Here is a 2,444-nt window from a genome sequence, read left to right on the forward strand (position 1 = left end):
TTTCGAACAGCGATTAACCGGAGTTTCAATCAGATCAAATTGCCTGTACCAAGGTAACTTTTTATACCCGTAACCCTTGACCGAACTCAAGGGTTACTCAATTAGACTTCACAGAACTTAGGATCAATTCCTGATTACTGACTCGTAGAGAGATTTTAGTTTTGCTGATATCTCCGGAGGGACAGCAGTTAACCGGATGTAAAAACTTCCCGGTTCTGCTGTTTTTTCTAAAACCTTGGCGTAGATATCCTCACTGGGTTGGTTCACATTATCTGGATCGAGTAAGTTGAGCTTAATATTACTTAGTGGCTCAGGGATAGCAGAGATTTCGCTGCTGTTAGCACGAAGCTTAGCTCCCTTACTTGAAATCTCTACTAAACGCCCAGTGTAGACCGAATTACTGATATGCTTTCCATCTAGAAAAGCATAATTAAATTGTAGATCAATTTTTTGGTTAACGTCGAAAAATGTTTCTTGCTGTTTGGGTAAAAATAGGTTATAATTATGCCCAATCCCACCCACTTCATAGATAGTAATTGGCTGTTTAATTCCCTTGGGTTTTACCTGTTTTTGACCGTCAATTCTTAAAAATTCGCCAGTTTCTTCCAAAGTGGAAGGAGAAATCATAACTTGACCACCAGTTGTATAAGATTCGATCCGGTAAGTCAGGTTGACAGCGCTGCCAATGACACTATATTTGGTGCGTTTTTCGGAACCAATATTCCCAAGCACAACCACACCGGTATTGATACCGATGCCCATTTCCAGTTTTGGATAGCCCAACTGCTCGATTTCTTCATTGACACTGGTCATGGCTAACTGCATCGCTACTGCACAAGCCACTGCTCTGTGGGCATCATCCTCTTGGAGGGTGGGAGCACCAAAAAGCACTAAAATCCCATCCCCGATCAACTCGTCGATAGTTCCTTGATAAGCAGTAATCACATCCGCCATGTGACCCAAATAGATGTTTAGGATTTTGACTACCTCTTGGGGATGTAACCGTTCTGAAATTGCAGTGAAGCCTCTTAAATCAGAGGTCAAGATGGTGATTTTCCGGCTTTCACCCCCGAGTTTTTGTTTGTCTGGGTTCTCCAGCAAATCCGCCACCAATTGGTCAGTTAGGTAACGTCCAAAAGTTTGACGAATCTCTTTAGCAGTGCTAGCAACGTAAGAAGCTGTGATGGCAACTGCAGACCCACTTAAGGCTAACAATGGCGGTATCACCGGGAGCCACCAACCCCCCAAAAATGCTCCATAGGTACTTCCGAATAATGCCCCTGTAGCGACCACGGTAATCGCAATTCTCCTCAATGACAGCCCTCCGAGACCCCCAAGATAGCGCCATTTCCAAGTTAGAGTGGCACCGACTATAGACCAGCCTACAATCCACAGGATTTCCACAGGCTCAGACCAGGTTTTGAGCAAGGGACGACCATCTTCTACAGCACTAATAATTTGGCTGACCATGTTAGCTTGGACTTCCACCCCAGCCGTTGACTCCCGGATGGTAGTGTCATTACTGTAGGGGGTGTAGAAAAAGTCATTTAAACTAACCGCAGTTGCACCAATTAAAACGATGGAATCATTGATCAAGTGATCTGGAATGTTATCTTCCAAAACGTCGGTCATGGTTACCATGCGGAAGGTTCCCGCTGGTCCGCGATAGTTCAAGAAAATCTGGTAACCGCCATGATCGATTCCCACATAACCACCGTCATTGCTGGCCAAAGGGCGAAACATGGCCTTGCCCCACTGGAAAATTCTGGGATCTTGCTGTAATGGTTCAGGAAAAAGGTTTTTTGACTCTAGATAAATCCCCGCTAGGAGCATACTAAAGGAGGGCTGTAGGCGATCATTTACCTTCAGAGAAAGTAAGCTGCGCCGCAGGATACCATCCGTATCGTTTACGACATTATTGGCACCCACTAGACCACGTTCACTGAGAATCCGTGGAGGAGGCACCGCATTGTTAGGGTTTTGTTGATCGATGTATTCGATAGCAACTAAGTTAGGTGTGGTTTCAAACACCCTGAGTAAGTCAGCATGACCAGGTTCAACCGGAAAATCCCGATACAGGTCAAGACCAATGGCTGCAGGGTTTTGAGCGTTGATTTTCTCTAAAACTTGGGCAAGCATCCGATCAGTGATTGGCCACCGTCCAGCACGCTTTAAATCTGCCTCAGTCATAGCCACAATCACAATCCGTTCATCCGTAGGTTCCTTCGGACGCCAACAAAAGTATTGGTCGAGAGCAGCTAGTTCGTAAGGCTGTAACCAGCCGAGTAGCCTGAAAGCGATCGCAATTCCAGCCACCACCGGTGTAGTAATTAGAACACCGCGCCATTCCCATAGTTGTTGTTTTAGTGGTTGCCACATATAGCAGTTTTAAATTAGGTGAGGTATAGCAGAAGTCAGAAGTCAGAAGTCAAACTCTTGCGCTT

General features: G+C 45.4%; 1 protein-coding gene. It reads right to left on the minus strand.

Annotation, left to right across the window (positions count from 1 at the left end; translation table 11 throughout):
- Positions 1-123: 123 nt before the first annotated feature.
- Positions 124-2,379 (minus strand): CHASE2 domain-containing protein, encoded by a 2,256-nt coding sequence (locus tag F6K38_RS39430; RefSeq protein WP_008181409.1) that lies wholly within the window; start codon positions 2,377-2,379, stop codon positions 124-126.
- Positions 2,380-2,444: the final 65 nt, after the last annotated feature.

Origin of the sequence: Moorena sp. SIO3B2, assembly GCF_010692525.1 — a bacterium.
GTDB lineage: Bacteria > Cyanobacteriota > Cyanobacteriia > Cyanobacteriales > Coleofasciculaceae > Moorena > Moorena producens.

Excerpts from the sequence above, each read along its gene's own strand:
- F6K38_RS39430 (WP_008181409.1), bottom strand. The coding sequence starts at position 2,379 with ATGTGGCAACCACTAAAACAACAACTATGGGAATGGCGCGGTGTTCTA.